The organism is Aporhodopirellula aestuarii (genome assembly GCF_023701485.1).
GTDB classification, from domain to species: Bacteria; Planctomycetota; Planctomycetia; order Pirellulales; family Pirellulaceae; genus Rhodopirellula; species Rhodopirellula aestuarii.
In genome coordinates this window covers 61,456-76,051 of record NZ_JAMQBK010000016.1, presented here as the reverse complement: position 1 = coordinate 76,051, position 14,596 = coordinate 61,456, and the positions used below count along the sequence as shown (strand labels likewise).

Here is a 14,596-nt window from a genome sequence, read left to right as displayed (position 1 = left end):
GGGACGCGAAAGGGATCGAAACCTCTCGTTTATTCTACGCCCGCAGCCTCGCTTCGACACGCGCGATGGCATCGGCCGCTGCCATTGCTGCGTCGCCACCGCCGATGAACTTGCCGCTGGCCAGCCACTCTTCGACCTTTTGTTGGGCGGCGATAGCACCCGTGTGGCTACGGCGTCCGAAGTGTTTGGCGATTTCTGTGAATGCGCTTCCGGTGTGTTGGCGGGCCAAATACATCGCGAGCGTTCGCGGTTCACTGACCCGTCTTGTCTGAGCTTTACCGCGAAGCCCGTCGCCTTCAAGCCCGAAAGCTTCGCAGACGGCCTTTTCGATCGATCGCAGCGAAGGTGCCGAACGCGTGTTTCGCATCAGATCCCCGCCGAATTGACGGATTTCGTCGATGGTGGGTTCGCGGCGAAACATTCGTTGCAGCATGCCGATTAAGTTCGCCACGCCGGTAACGGCACGCGCATCGCCACCGACCGCTTCGCTAACCTCCGCGAGCAATGCGGGGTCGCAATCGAGTACGCAGCGGGTTTTCACCAAACGGGTGAGCAGATTCAGGCGAGTTGCCGGATCGAGGGCGAGCAACGGGCAAACCAATCCCGAAGCCATCCGCCCGGCGACTTCACCGGTCAGCCCACGAATATCAGCGGGTGGTAAGTTGGCGGTGAATACGAGTGGCTTGCCAGCGGCGGCAAGCGTTTCGAGCGTGTACAGGGCTTCACGAAGTGTCGCGGTTTTTGATGCCAGGAAATGGACGTCGTCGATCAGCAACGCATCGACTTCGCGATACTTACGACGGAAGCTGACCAGTCCGGTGGAGTTAACCGACCCGACGAAATCATTGGTGAATTGTTCAGCCGTCAACACGATCACTCGTCGCATCCGTCGGCGACGACGGAACTCTTCGGCGATGGCCGCGAGCAAGTGTGATTTGCCCGTGCCGGTTGGTCCGTGCAAGAACAACGGAGTCGCGATTTCGGGTGTCGACATGGCCATCGTTGCCGCCGAGAACGCGAAGTCGTTGCAAGGTCCGGTGATAAAACTGTCGAGTGTGCGGCCGGCGGTCGGCAAAGACTCGGGGAGCGGCGTGCCGGCGGTTTCGCTCGGCGCGCGGCGTGAACTGTTGCGCGAACGTGGTTCGGAATCCCCGTCTTCGTCTTCTGCTTCTCCAGACTCATCGGCGCCGCGGATGAGTTTGGAATCGGAAAGCAGGGTCGAAAGTTTGCCTGCACCGGCTGACTTGTTGCGGCTGCGCGTTGATGGCGAACGCGTGTTCATTTTCGCCGTGCCGCGACCGCTCGATCCGCTGGTTGTGGATTTCGCTTCCGCTTTGCTGGGGCGTCCCCGACGCTTTTTGTTGTCCGTCTCTTCACCATCGATCAGTGAAGGTTGTTCGGTGGCTTGGTCGATTTCCAAGCGGAAGCGACCGTGGTCACCGAGTGCCATGACGGAAGCAGCACGAAGTTCGGTGGTGAAGTTCTTGGAGATGCGATCAGCCGCAAACGGGCCGCTGACTTGCAACACGATGACCTCATCGCCATCGTCAGAGTGCTCAACGTCGAAGCGGATCCCGTGCGTGAACCAAAGCCGGAACCGATCGGTCCCTATGCGTTGTCGCAAGGCATCAGCAAATCGCTCGATGGCCTCCTGCGTCTCGATGCTGCCTTGCGTCGACGACATACCGGTAGCGACAACTCCCTCTTGGATGATGGTGACGGAAGAGGTGATGAAAAATCACCCCTCCTAATTCGAAAAGACTCCGGCGAGCTTCCGACTGTTCAAGACAGCGCGGAAAAACGCGTTTCATTCAGCAAAAAACGGTATTCATAACCCGACCGGATTCGGATGTCTCTGTCGCTTCCACCATTTGGCTCTCCTGCGACGAGTGAGGCAGATTCTAGGTTTGCTAGCAAACAAGTCAAACCGTATCGCTCAAGTTTTCGTGTCCGTTTGCCGAGCGCTCTCACGCTGGAGGTTAGGCGTAGCAAATAACGGGTTGATCGGATTCAACCAATCCCTTCGCCACCTCTTAACAGTCGGCAAACCGACTTTCCGAACTAGTGGAAAATCTGTCGATAACCTGATCTGCATCAAAACTTCACGATCCAGTCGAGAAGGTAAACTCTTGCCAGCAGAGTAGTTGCAACGTGGTGTTGGTGCCAGATTGAAAATCCAACCCGCATTCGACATATCCGCGACGTCGCTGGAACCGAGAAATTCAACCCTAGGAGTCCGCCCGCGACTGGCCCCAAAATGCCACTTTGCAGGGTGGGTAGTTTGCGTCGATTGGGGAGAGGGTTCGCCGGGTGGGACTGTCGCTGAGGGCCGCGTCGAATCGAATCGGCGAAACCAGATCACACGATTGGGGGGAGTGGGGTCAGATGATCTTGTGTTGTGTCTCCCGATTTGGCTAGCTCTAGCGAATCTTTTGACGCTAACGACCATGATTCTCCCTTTTCCGCCCATAGCGAACTGCACCATGTCTCGAGCCCCAACTCTCTTCGTCTGCAGAGCAGTATTGTGTTTCGGGGTCACGTTGTCGGTTGGTTGTGCCTCCTGGCTCAATCGCGGCAACAAAGACGATAGCGAACATTTCCAAAAATTGCTCAAAGTTCCCGAACCGCCCGAGCTGATCCGCGAAGCTGCGGTTCCACATGGTTTGCAAGAAATTCGCGTCGATGGCGTGGCGGTGGTGAACCAATTGCCGGGGACGGGCGGTCCAGCTCTACCGTCGACGTTCCGAGATCGATTGTTGGAGGAGATGAAACGCAACGAAGTCGCCGAGCCGAACGAGTTTCTCGAACGTGACGACAACGCATTGGTGCAGGTTCGCGGTTTGATTCCGCCCGGTGCTCGCCGGGGCGACTCGATTGATCTGCAAATATTGACGCCACCGAAGACCGAGGCGACTAACCTACACGGCGGCTGGTTACTGGACACGCGCTTACGTCATCAACAAATTCTTAACAATTCCATCCGCAGCAGCGATGTGTTGGCGATCGGGACCGGGCCGGTTCTCACCCGCGGCGATTTCGACGGAACCGAAGACACCACGCTGCATGTGTCTGGCCGGGTTCTCTCGGGCGGTTTGGTGCAATCGGATCGCAAACTCGGTTTAGTGATTCGGCCGAAATATCAGCACGTGAAAATCGCGAAGGCGATTGCGGACGCGATCAACAATCGATTTTACTTTTTTGACGGAACGACACGGCGTGGGATCGCCAAAGCGGTCGAGGACGACTTTGTCGAAATTGACGTTCACCCACGTTATCGCCAGCACGAAGAGCGTCTGATGGCGGTGGTGCGAGCGATCACGGTGGCCCCCGAATCCAGTAGCACGCAAGCGAAGCTCGTCGATCTTGGGGAAAAGTTGCGGGTGCCTAGTACAGCCGCCGACGCAGCCTTACAGCTCGAAGCGATCGGCGAAGGCGCGATCCCGACATTGGTGGAAGCGACCAAACTATCCAACCCCGAGTTGCGGTTTTATGCCGCGGAGACGCTCGCCTATCTCGACCGTGCCGAAGCGATCGAGCCGCTCGTCGAAGGGATCCGCTTAGAGCCCGCGTTTCGTGCCCCGGCGTTGTCGGCGATGCTGGGCCTGAAGCAGGCGAAAGCCGTCTCGGCACTGCAGGGACTGCTCGACGAGAGCAGCTTGGAAACACGCTACGGTGCGATGACGGTGTTGCGTGATCGTAAAGATGCGCGCGACTCGCTCGGCGGCGAGAATTTGAAAGGGCAATTTCGTTTGTATCAAATCAAATCATCGGGGCCTCCCGCCGTCGTGGCCTCTTTGACGCGGAAGCCAGAGATTGTACTGATGGGCGAGGTTTCGCCACTGAATCTGCAATCGTTCTTCATCGGCCCTGCAGGATTGGTTGTTCGGCGGGTGGCTGCACACGATGCCGAGACCCCGGTCAATCAGACGCAGGGCGGCACCCGGCTGCGGATCAGCCGTTTTCGTCCCGGACGCCCGGACGCATTTGCCGAAGTCGAAGCAAATCTTGCGGGGTTGATTCGCGGCATCACCGAGGTCGGTGGCGGTTACGGCGATGCGGTCGCGACTTTGCGGATGGCAAAGGAGCAAGGCGTGTTGGTGGATCAGCTTGCATTTGACCCGCTGCCGAAGTCGCAACGCACGTATCTCCGAGATCATGATTCGTCAGAGGACGATGAAGAGCTCGAAGACGACGTTGATGAGAAAACGCTCTAGTCTCCTGGCGACTCGTCTAGGCTCCTCTTTGCGCTCATTCACGACGCGGATGTTGAGGGCGTGTCTCACGATCTGAGATTCGCCGGTTGCCGCACGGGTTCGGTGCCCCACCGTGCGTTCTTGGCAGCGTGCAAACATCCATGCGGGCGTGATTCGACCCTCTGCGGGCAACGCGATTATCTGTCAGTACGACCCCATACTCGCACCGGGATGCCTTCGCAGGATAGAATGCGGCCATGTTGAGATGGGTCCTGTATGACGTGATTGCAGGGGGCATCGGCGCGTCCGGTCGTCCGCTTTGGCGGGCGTTTACGTTGTTGGGTTGAATACGATGAATAAGAGTGCTCAAGCTCAGGCACCTCAGCCGCCACTGTCGACCAGCGAATTGAATCGCAAACGCGCCCACACCAAATTGCCCGGCGAGGACATGACCATCGCTGAGACGTTGCGGGTGATGGATGTCGCTCGCGAAATGCGCGAGCAGCGCGAGACGGCCGAAGAGATGTTTCGCCACGACGAAGTCCGTGTTCGTCTTCGCGAAAAATTGATGCGGACCGCGGCATTGTCGGGTGACCGTGTCACTGAGGCGGAAATTGATGCCGCGATCGATCAATATCTGGCAAATTTGCATACTTACGAATCGCCAGAGCCCGGATTCAAGAAATTAATGGCCTATTGCTGGATCTGGCGTTATCGCATTTCCGCAGTCGCGATTGCCGCCGGTGCCGCCGGCGCGTGGTTTTTCTTGTAGCGATTGCCACGTTGCTGATCTCTCTATTCATTTTCTTTCGCTGTTGATCTTTCATGCCGATCCCTGGACCTCACGTTCATCGCCAGCTTATCTCAGCTTATGACGAAACCGCGGCTCGGATCGAGCGGTTGCGTAGTCAGATGGGGCAAATCGAACAGCAACGCGACAAGCTCCAAGACGATCGCGAAAATACGCTCACGAAACTCGCCGAATACTACCTGCCCGATTTGTCGCCTGAGTCGGTTCAGAAAACCTGGGTCGAGATTCGTCCAACGATGCGCGAGATCCTGCTGCGAAAAGAAGGTCGTGTGCGAGAGCTGCGGGAGCAGTTGCAGGAGGAAGACAATTATCGCAACCGGTTGGAAGAGACGCTGCAGCAAGTCAACGAACGGCTCGATCAAGCCGAGCAAAGACAAAGCGAAGTGGCTGCGGAGGTCGAAGCCTATCTCGCCGAGTTGCCTGAGTTTGTTGAGTTATCCAATCGTGCCGCGGAGGCGGAAATCGCCCTGCAACGAGCGGAAGCTAATCTCGATGAAATTAGCCAGGACGCAGCGCGAAAGTTACCTGCCTATAACGAATGCAAGTTGTTTTCGTATTTGAAGGATCGCGATTTCGGGACACGCGAATATCACCATCGCGGGATGACCCGCCCGATGGATCGCTGGATCGCGAAGTACATCGGATATAACGAAGCCAAACACAATTACGACTATTTGACCAACACACCGGCGGCGATGCGAAAGATTATCGCCGAAGACCGATTGGCGTTGGGAACGGTCCTGACCGAACTGCAAGGCAGTCGCGACCGCGCGGCGAAAAAGTTCGGGTTGATGGCGCAGGTCAAAGCGGTCGAATCGCTCGCAAAGGAGCGAGAGTCAGCGTTGGCGATGCTTGAAACCGCCACCTCGGATTGCGAGTCGACGATGGCCGAGTTGAATGAACTGGAAAACCCACGTTGTGAGTTCTATCGCGAGGCGATTGATCTCTTTCGACGCATGCTTGCTGACACGCAAACGAGCGATCTGCGTCAAGAGGCACGGCGGACACCTGAGCTGACCGATGACCAGATTGTCGCGTCGCTACGGGGGATCGAGTCGATGCTCGATCAGAACGACCTGAGCACGTCGCGGCACCATGACGTGTTGCGTCAGGCACAGGAAGTTCATAACGCGGTTGGGCGATTGATTCAGCGGTTCCGGGCATCGGGATACGATCGCGCCCGCTGCCAATTTTCCGATGCACTCGATCTCGGCGTGTCGCTCGATCGTGTTCGCAGTGTTCAGGACGTGGATGAGTTGTGGGCGTCGATCCGTCGCAACCAGGGTTGGGGGCCGACCGCGGTAGACAAAATCACCTCTGTGGCGACGAACCCGATGACGCAAGTGATGATTAACGCGATGGCACATGCCGCAGCGGGAGCGATGAGCGAGCATGCGCGGCGTGCAGCGCAGCGTTCAAACCGACGCACCAACCAGCGCACCGGCGGGCGTGGTTGGTGATTTTTGCGGTTGCAAACCGATTTTCTGAAAACTGGTCTTGCGGTCATTTCCCTCAAATGGCGATATGCGGGGGGACAAACAAATGTCCGCATCGAAGATACGTGTGAGCGTGGAGTGCGATCATGCAGTTTCGTAAATCAACCTCAATTTTGAACCCGTGCCGGGAGCTTTCATTGAATAGCTATCGCCAAGAAAACAGCCCCCCACAATCACGTTCGCGTGGTGTTGCCAACCAATCGCGTCTGATTGCAGCAATCCTCGTGGCTCTCGGGATTTCGCTTATCAACGTCGGCCCCGCCTCGGCGCAAGATAGCCAACCATCGGGGTTTCAAAAGCTCAACCCGATGAACTGGAGGATGCCTTCCTTCCGTCTTCCCAATTTTTTAGTTCCCAACAGCGATCAAGAAAGAATCGTTGAACGCAAGGAAGGATTGGTCAGCGATATCAAGGGAACCGCTTCACGCTCATGGCAGCGAACGAAGGAAACCTTTAACCCGGCCCGTTTGAATCCGATGAACATGTTTGCCGGGGCGTCGGATACCGCCGAGACCAAAAAAGAGCCGGGCTTCTTCAGTTCGCTGCTGTCGCCTGCCCCACGGGAACCCGAAGAGAGGGTCGCGACCGTCAACGATTGGTTAGACCAAGAACGACCGAAATAAACCGCACATCACAACCGATCGTCTAAACCCGACGTGCCGAGCGAGAGAACTAACCCTCGATCTCGCAGGCACGTCGGGTTTTTGCATGCGCTCGTATGCCCGCTCGTCCGCGACGACCTTTTGTTGGCGTGATCTGGAAGGTTAGGTGCGAGTTAATGTCGAGTAGGAGCTCGCTAAGGTGGCAGTCCGATTTTCTTTGCATCGAATAGGACTTGATCGGCCAACGATGATCCAAGATTACTTGGGTTGATTCGGTGTCACGGTCAACAGCCGGTGGTTGCGACACATTCCTCCCCCGTCTTGAGTTTGAACCGACTCGCCATTGGTAGGGTGAAAGCGGTTATTTCGGGAGCCATCTCGGGGCTGTTTCAACTCGTAATCCGCTTCATCGCTACGACCGGAATCAAAACGTGACAGTCCGTGCTCATACTGAACACATGATGTGATTCTTATTCAGATTCGTGGCGGCAATTCAGCGGTAGCGCATTTTTGTGACCTAGTTTTTCAACAGGATTGAAGAGCGTCCGCTGCCAAACGGTTGGTTGCGCTGCTCAGCCAAGCCTGAGTCGAAACTCGGTTTGGGGTTGGAGCCTTCGTTGTATGAACTTCCTTTAAAAGCTGAATATGTTGTCATGACTGCTGTCGACAGCGCATCGCTCGACTCCATTCGCCGCAGCGTCTCTCCGCACGAGGACGTATGGTTTTTGTCTGGACCGACCGGACCGAGTGATTCACTCCAGCACACGCCGGTTGATCGCCAGCCGTTTACGGTGGGGCGACAGTCGGGAACATCAATGAAGCTGCAGTTTCGAACTGTCAGTGGGAATCATGCTGAACTGAGATTGATCGACGGACGATTGGTCATCCGCGATCTCGATAGTACCAATGGCACGTACGTCAACGGGAATCGGATTACCGAACCGACGTTTGTCAGTGACGAAGATCTGATTCACTTTGCCGAAGCCCCGTTCCGCATTCGTCGGCAATCACCGACCGGAATGACGGCGGGCACCATTTCTGAGAACGTGTGTGATCAAGCACTCGCGTTGGTTCAGTTCGATCGACTGATGAGTCAACGGCTTGTCCGTCCGCATTTCCAACCCATCGTGACTTTGAAGGGAGCCCGCTCGATCGGTTTTGAGATTCTCGGCCGTGGCAGCGTGTTCGGTCTCGAATCCGTTGGTGCGATGTTTCAGGCTGCCGAACAGCTCAACCTGGAAGTCGAATTGAGTCGTCTGCTTCGTTGGGAGGGCTTGCGAGTGGGCAGAGAGATTCCCGACCAACCGACCTTGTTCGTCAATACCCATCCAAAAGAAATGGAAGACGGCCAATCGCTGATTGATTCGTTATCCAAAGTACGCACGATGGCATCCAACTCCACGATCGTGTTGGAGATTCATGAGGCGGCGGTGACCGATCCCGCGTTCATGCGTCGATTGCACGCGTCGATGAAAGATCTCGACATTCGATTGGCCTACGACGACTTTGGCGCAGGGCAAGCCCGGCTGGCAGAGTTGATTGAAGCTCGTCCGGACTTTGTCAAATTTGATATCGGGTTGATTCGCGGCATCGACATTCACGATGTGAACCGTATGCGAATGTTGCAGTCGCTCGTGAAGATGGTGCAGGACCTGGATATCGCCGCACTCGCCGAAGGGATCGAAACGGTCGAAGAGGCGGAAGCCTGTGCTGAACTCGGATTTGATCTCGCCCAAGGGTTTTTCTACGGTCGCCCTGCACCGGCGTAAACGTTCGAGTGCTTTCGAGCAAATTCGTGGCGAGCGAGGCTGTCCGCGAAACGATCCGCCGCCAACCGACCGAGCCGCTCGCCTATTCGTGGCGGAGTGCGTCGATCGGGTTCATGCGAGCAGCACGGATTGCCGGATACAGTCCACTGATCAATCCGACCGCGACGGCGATCACAACCGCCAGCGGAATGGTTTCCAAGACGATCGAAGGTTGAGAGTCTCGGATCGCGCTGGGCAACGCCGCGAACTGATCGGGAAAGCTGGTTGAGATGATCAAGATTGCGCCGCGGTACATCGGAGGGCCGAGAAAACCGAGAGCGATCCCGAGAGCAGCCCCGGCAAACGATAATAAAATCGTTTCGATCAAGAACTGTCGCACGATATCCCGGCGTTTCGCGCCGAGGGCGCGGCGGATGCCGATCTCGCGCGTCCGTTCGGTCACAGAGGCGAGCATGATGTTCATGATTCCGATGCCACCGACGAGCAAGGAGATGCACGCGATCAACACACCGATTCCAAGAAACATCAAACGCAAATTGCGGGCTTGTTCGAGCAGTTCGAGCGGGACGACGACCGCGATGTCACCCAGATCACTGTGTTTGGGTCCCAAAATACTCTCGATCACCTTTGCCGTTGCCCGAACTTGGCTGACCCGCTGCACCTGCATTGTGATCTGATTGAGTTCCATGATCTCAATCTGAAACTGGCCGCTGCGCCGCGTAACGATCGTATCGCCGATGCGTTTCTGCATTGTTTGAAGCGGGATATACACATCGCGATTGAATTCTTGCGAATCCAATGACCCACCGATCGCGGCTGACGCGTTTCGTGATTCCAAAACACCGACGATGCGGTAGTAGTCGGTATGTTCGGGAACATACAACCGTTTGCCGAGAGGATCTTCGTACGGGAACAGTTCTCTGGCGATGTCGGATGCGATCACGCAAACGTTTTCATTGCGAGCGCCGTCGGCATCGGTGAGAAATCGGCCGCCACGGCTTTGCAGTTTCAAGCGATTGACGGTTTTGTAGCCGGGGGTGCATCCGACGAGTCGGCCGGAAATGAGTCGGTCGCCGCGCGTGAACTGTCGTTTGATTTCACGGATCGGGATGGCGGTATCGAGGGTCGGTAGTGTTGCGACGATCTGATCGAGCTCGCTGCGGAGCAGACCGTACTTGGTAGCCGACATCCCGGCGAGTTTTTCATCAGGCGGCTTGATGCTGCGGACGATGATCGTGGTCGCACCAAGCGATTCGATTTGTTTTTGCACCTGTTCGCTGGCGCCCTGGCTGATCGCCGTGAGCACGATCACCGACCAAACGCCGATCAGGATACCGAGCATTGTGAGGCCGGTGCGAAGCGGGTGCAGCGTGAGACTTTTGATTCCCATGCGGATGGTGCGAAGCCAAATTAGCATGTCAGTCCCTGTTTGTTCTTAACCGCGAGGGCGGCGGCAGCTTGCATTTCTTTGGCGAGCGTGCGCCGTTCGTCACTGACCGGTTCGTCGCTGTAGAGCATGCCGTCCTTAAGGCGGACGATGCGGCGGGCGCGTTCGGCAACGTCGTCTTCGTGGGTCACGAGAATGATCGTACGCCCCTCGCCGTTGAGTTGGTCAAACAACGCCAAGATTTCGTCGGTGGTGACGCTGTCGAGGTTACCGGTCGGTTCGTCCGCAAGAATAAAGTTGGGGTCGTTGACGAGACTCCGCGCGATCGCGACGCGTTGCTGTTGACCACCAGAGAGCTGATTGGGCCGGTGGTCGAGACGGTCGCCGAGGCCGACCAGTTCCGCCAGGTCGACGGCGCGTTTGCGTTCTTTCGCTCCGAGGAGTCCCTGGTAATACAACGGGACTTGAATGTTCTCGACTACCGTGAGTTGTTGAATCAGGTTGTACGACTGGAACACGAAACCGATTCGACGACTGCGGATTTCGGCGAGTTGATCGTCCGACATCAGGCTAATGTTGTCGGCACCGAGATAGAGGTTTCCAGCGGTAGGCTGATCAAGACAGCCGAGCATATTTAGCAGCGTACTCTTGCCACTGCCCGACGGACCCATGATCGCGACATAGTCGCCCTCGGGAACGTTGAACGACACGCCGCGCAGTGCGCGTACCGTCTCGCTTTTGAGGACATATTCTTTCGTCAATCCTTCGATGCGCGTTGCGAGAGACGAACCGCTCATGCGGCTGGGTTTTCCGGTTTGTTGGGCCGTGAGCCTGGACGCTGTTTGCCGTCGCCACGACGGGTATTCGTCGGCATCGTTTGGGGAATCGTCTCCACCTCCTCGTCAGCTTCGGTTTCGGCATCCGCGATGCTGGAGTCTCCCGGCGGAGACTGAAGGGCAACCATGTCGCTGTTGTCTTCGACGACGACATCGGGCAAGTCCATCAATGACAAATGATCGCGAAGGTTCAAGACAGCTTGTTCACCGGGAGCGAGCCCCTGCGTGATGCTGGCCATGGTGTCATTGGTCGCAGAAATGCTGACTTCGCGGGTTTCGAATTTCTGTTTGCCGGTTTGGACGAGCGCAAACATCTTTTTGTCGTGTTCGTAAATCGCTTGGATCGGAACTTGGATCGCTTCGGGAAGCTGTTCGACAAAGATCTCGACGGCAGCGGTCATGCCCGTTCGGATGACTTCCGGCGGGTCGACGATTTCAACGATTACGGCGTACTCTTTGATCGAGGAACTGAACCAACTTCCCGGTTCGGCGTAACGGTTCACTTTCGCGACGTGACCCTTGAGAACCATATTGGGAAGGGCATCGATGCGGATCTTGGCCGCCATGCCTTTTCGCAAAAGCGTGATACGGGACTCGTTGACTTTACATCGCACCTGCATGCGAGTCGGGTCGGGCAGCCGAATGATCGCTTGGCGTTCGCGAATCACCGCACCCGGCTCAACAACAAACTCCGCGTTTCCACCCCGGCTGCTGAATTTGTTGGCGTGAACGACGACGCCATCGGTCGGAGCCTTCATCACGCACATCTGGATTTGCTGTTCGATTTCGGCGAGTTCGGTTCGCTCTTCGAGCAATTTTTCTTCGGCGGCGGACAAGTTCGCTTTTGCTGCATCGATATCGCTGTCGTATTGCACGAGCATTTTGCGTTTGGTCAGCTCCTGGAGTACTCGCAATCGTCCCTTCGCAGCGTCGAGCTGGTTTCTCGTGTTGGCGAGCGCGAATTTGTCGGCTTCGAGTTGCAGGGCGTTCACGAGCCCTTTGGCGACCAGACGTTCACTGCTTTGCAAGGCGAGTTGTGCTTTGCGGAGTTCCTGTTCGGCGACCGCAATTTCGCTGAGGATCGCTTTCTCCTCGGTTTCGTAGATACCTTCGAGGTATTCCTGACGCGAGATTTTGGCCTGTTCGAGAAGGGCGACCGCGGTAGCCAAGTTTGCCTCGGCGGTGATCACTTCGATCCGGTCCTCTTTGAGTTCCATTTCGAGGTTGGACGAATCGAGTTCGACGAGTTTGTCGCCCTTTCGGACGCGGGTGCCTTCGTCGATGACCCACAAGATCGATGTTCCGACGTTGCCGCGGGATCGAATTTCGCAAACGACTTCGGTGTTGCTACTGCTCTCGATCTCGCCTTGCTCGATGATCGTGTGGTCGAACGGGGCGCTCGTCACTTCGCTGACGATCAGGGAATCCGGCGAAATTTGTTTCTGACGCTCGGTGTAGACGTCGTACCCGTACCATCCGGCGCCCGCGATCAGGGCCGTCAATACCAACAATACGATCTTCGCTCCACCACGACGCTGGACGCGTCCGTGGAGGACAGACTCGGTGGGAGAAAGCATGGGGAAGGAGGGGAAGCTTGGGGAGGCGGGACGCTAATCGGTGAGGATGAAACCCCGCCCGACGCCGAAGTGATCGGTTTTTCTCGCAAACGATCTGGTCTTTCTACGGTTGCCGGCCGCAATGGGTCGTCCCTAATAGCTTAGTTACGCGTCAAAATATTGGTCCGCGTCGACCCCAAAATTTTCCGGTAACTTCGCAGCCAGTTCCCCGGCATCGAGTGCGTATTTAGCGTTAATTTCGACTTTGACGCCCGGAGCCACCTTACCGCCGGCCTGTTCGATCCAGCCACGATGCAGATCCGCAATCGCCTGCTTGGCGAGCAGAGGGGTGTCCGTTTCGGCACCGTCCGCATTCTTGACCGGTGCGAACGCCTTGGCCGGATCGACTTCGTAGATAATCGTCTGTTCAGCGGATGGCAGCAGGTCGAAGATGAATGTTTCGAATTTGGTCGCGTTGGGGGTCTCCGGCTCGACCAATTCGCCTGACTCGGCGAGATAAGGGACTTTCTTGTTCGCCCGGTGAAACGGCAGCGACGTGGCGTTGTTACGTTCTCGATCGAGGAAGGCGACATCGAACAGGTGGACGGCGATGCTGCCGGCCCACAATTTGAGTCCGCCCGTCTCGTCGGTCATTTCGGCGGCTTCGTCGGGCAGGTCACTGTATTCGATCACGTGAGTTCGGCCATCGACCTGAACGACGTTGCCCACTTTCTCTTTGGGATACCGTTTGCGAATGACTTGCGAGGTCATTTCGCTTCCAGAAAGCAAGTGATGACCGATAAATTCGGGATCGCAGAGCGTGACGAGTGGGTTGTCGACTTGGAAGTAGAACAGGTGTTTATGTCCGTTCGCTTTCATTCGTTCCAAGCATCCGTTGCGATCGAGTGCGCGGAGCGTGCCTCCGTGTCCGTCGGGGCTGAGTGCGAGGGAATCTTTCGACGCAAGCAGTAGTTTGCCGGATTCAGCATCGACGGCGGGCATCGTGCCCTGTTTGAAAATGATGACTTGGTCTGCGGCGAGACCAAGGTTGTCGTTCGATTCAAAATAGGCACGCGTGTCCGCGTCGGTCGCTTCGCTGGTCATGATGTACCAGGGAATCGCGACACCGTAACGGCGTTGGGTCGCGAGCAAACGGTCAGCGAAAATTTGGAACAGGGTTCGTCCGCTCAGCGGGCCGACCGGAAACATGCCTTTGGGCGAATCGAAACCGAGCCGCGTGCCTTGTCCACCGGCGACGAGAATGGCGGCGATCTCACCGGCTCGGAGGGCCTCTTCGCCACGTTTCCGGGCTGCTTCGGGCGACCAATCCACTCCCGTTCCGTCGGCGGAAACGGCCAGTGGGAGCGTGGCACCCTTGGCCATTTCGGCAAAGTCAATTTGCTCGTCTTCGCCCTTGATCAGACGTTCCAATTCGTCCAAGTCGATCGCTCGGACTTGGGCGGCGAGAGACTCCCGCGCGTCCGCGTCGAGTTCGTTCCAATAACGAAGCACGTGGGTCTGATTATACGGAGCCAGAATCTCGGTGAGTTCTTCGATGTTGGTGGGCATGACACGTGATCAAAAGAAGGTTTCGGAAACGGTGGGCGGACGAGACTTGATACGGTTCGCGGTCAGAACCGTTGCGATGCAAAATTGACGCCGCTCAAAGCATACTGAAAACTAAGAGGGGATGGAGAGCCGGTTCCTACCGGCCGAATCGAGGCGGTCCGGTGGGATGTCGACCTACATGGTTTATGAAAATGCTTTAGCGGGCAATTCGTTTCATTGGACTACAAAACCTACGAGTGAGCTGTGACCTGTAAAGCCCCCGGGCAGTGCACGCTGGTAGGCCGCTTACCGGCGTGTTGATTTCGAAACTCGACACGCGTGTGAGGAATGGTACGTAATCCCTCACTGAAGGCTGGGGTTACGAATTGATCGTTCAA

The 14,596-nt window shown here is 56.6% G+C and carries 10 protein-coding genes; 5 read left to right on the top strand and 5 right to left on the bottom strand.

The features are described from left to right. Positions 1–34: 34 nt before the first annotated feature. Positions 35–1,684 (bottom strand): DnaA/Hda family protein, encoded by a 1,650-nt coding sequence (locus tag NB063_RS05350; RefSeq protein WP_250927722.1) that lies wholly within the window; start codon positions 1,682–1,684, stop codon positions 35–37. Between the two features lie 799 nt (positions 1,685–2,483). Here NB063_RS05350 and NB063_RS05345 point away from each other — a divergent pair. The 5 genes from NB063_RS05345 (at position 2,484) to NB063_RS05325 (ending at position 8,871) form a co-directional block, all read left to right on the top strand. Beyond that, a complete protein-coding gene (locus tag NB063_RS05345; RefSeq protein ID WP_250927721.1) occupies positions 2,484–4,214 on the top strand; it encodes a flagellar basal body P-ring protein FlgI in 1,731 nt (576 codons plus the stop codon). 331 nt (positions 4,215–4,545) lie between these two features. Beyond that, complete coding sequence (locus NB063_RS05340; protein ID WP_250927720.1) at positions 4,546–4,965, top strand: DUF6384 family protein; 420 nt, start codon at positions 4,546–4,548, stop codon at positions 4,963–4,965. 53 nt (positions 4,966–5,018) lie between these two features. Next, complete coding sequence (locus NB063_RS05335; protein ID WP_250927719.1) at positions 5,019–6,464, top strand: coiled-coil domain-containing protein; 1,446 nt, start codon at positions 5,019–5,021, stop codon at positions 6,462–6,464. Between the two features lie 122 nt (positions 6,465–6,586). Beyond that, positions 6,587–7,123: a hypothetical protein gene (locus NB063_RS05330; RefSeq protein WP_250927718.1), complete on the top strand. Its 537-nt coding sequence runs from the start codon at positions 6,587–6,589 to the stop codon at positions 7,121–7,123. 632 nt (positions 7,124–7,755) lie between these two features. Continuing rightward, complete coding sequence (locus tag NB063_RS05325) at positions 7,756–8,871, top strand: EAL domain-containing protein (RefSeq protein WP_250927717.1); 1,116 nt, start codon at positions 7,756–7,758, stop codon at positions 8,869–8,871. Between the two features lie 82 nt (positions 8,872–8,953). On the opposite strand, the gene NB063_RS05320 is transcribed toward NB063_RS05325, so the two are convergent. The 4 genes from NB063_RS05320 to NB063_RS05305 form a co-directional block, all read right to left on the bottom strand. Further along, positions 8,954–10,288: an ABC transporter permease gene (locus NB063_RS05320; protein WP_250927716.1), complete on the bottom strand. Its 1,335-nt coding sequence runs from the start codon at positions 10,286–10,288 to the stop codon at positions 8,954–8,956. Continuing rightward, a complete protein-coding gene (locus NB063_RS05315; RefSeq protein WP_250927715.1) occupies positions 10,282–11,055 on the bottom strand; it encodes an ABC transporter ATP-binding protein in 774 nt (257 codons plus the stop codon). Before NB063_RS05315 ends, NB063_RS05320 begins: the two co-directional genes overlap by 7 nt. Further along, entirely contained in the window at positions 11,052–12,671 is a 1,620-nt protein-coding gene (locus NB063_RS05310; protein WP_250927714.1) for an HlyD family secretion protein, read from the bottom strand. Before NB063_RS05310 ends, NB063_RS05315 begins: the two co-directional genes overlap by 4 nt. 144 nt (positions 12,672–12,815) lie before the next feature. Then, positions 12,816–14,219 carry a UTP--glucose-1-phosphate uridylyltransferase gene (locus NB063_RS05305; RefSeq protein ID WP_250927713.1) on the bottom strand — a complete coding sequence of 468 codons (1,404 nt, stop codon included), beginning with the start codon at positions 14,217–14,219 and terminating at the stop codon, positions 12,816–12,818. Positions 14,220–14,596 lie beyond the last annotated feature (377 nt).